Origin of the sequence: Thiobacillus denitrificans, assembly GCF_001530125.1 — a bacterium.
GTDB classification, from domain to species: domain Bacteria; phylum Pseudomonadota; class Gammaproteobacteria; order Burkholderiales; family Thiobacillaceae; genus Thiobacillus; species Thiobacillus denitrificans_C.
The window spans coordinates 1-784 of record NZ_LDUG01000085.1; the positions used below are offsets into that span (position 1 = coordinate 1).

Consider the following 784-nt stretch of genomic DNA (forward strand, 5'->3'; position numbering starts at 1 on the left):
CTCGGTCAAGGTCAACGCGGTGGTGTTCTTCCGCGTGGTCGATCCGCAGAAGGCGATCATCCAGGTCGAGGACTACCTGATGGCCACCAGCCAGATCGCTCAGACCACCTTGCGCGTGGTGCTCGGCAAGCATGAGCTTGACGAGATGCTGGCCGAACGCGAGCGGCTGAACCTGGACGTGCAGCAGATCCTCGACTCACAGACCGACGCCTGGGGCATCAAGGTCACCAACGTCGAGATCAAGCACATCGACCTGAACGAATCGATGGTGCGCGCCATCGCGCGCCAGGCCGAAGCCGAGCGCGAGCGCCGCGCCAAGGTCATTCATGCCGAGGGTGAAAAGCAGGCGGCGGTGGCGCTCCTGGAGGCCGCGCAAATGCTGGCGCAGCAGCCCGAAGCCATGCAGCTGCGCTACCTGCAGACCATGACGCAGGTGGCCGGTGACAGGGCCTCGACGATCGTGTTTCCGCTGCCGATGGATCTGCTGGGCAGGCTGCTGGACAAGGAGCGGCCTGTCGTTGATCGCCGCTGATGCCCGCAGCTTCACCCGTCAGGTACAAAGGGCTCGGCGCTGTTCCGTACGCGAGCCCATTCAATTCATGTGTGGATAAGTGTTCATCCCCGTCAGGAAGGCCGTCATGAGTGTGCGCAACCTTGAATACCTGTTTCGGCCCAGGTCGGTCGCCGTGATCGGTGCCTCCGACCGGCCGCAGAGCATTGGGGCGACCGTGATGCGCAACCTGCTGGAAGGCGGCTTTGCCGGACCGATCTGGCCGGTCAACCC

2 protein-coding genes are annotated in these 784 nt (G+C 63.8%); both read left to right on the top strand.

Annotation, left to right across the window (positions count from 1 at the left end; genetic code table 11):
* A partial coding sequence (locus ABW22_RS16540) for a slipin family protein (RefSeq protein WP_162264503.1) occupies window positions 1-532 on the top strand: 532 nt, incomplete at its 5' end.
* Window positions 533-638: 106 nt separating this feature from the next.
* Window positions 639-784: CoA-binding protein (locus ABW22_RS16995; protein WP_157648716.1), on the top strand; the 146-nt coding region annotated here is incomplete at its 3' end.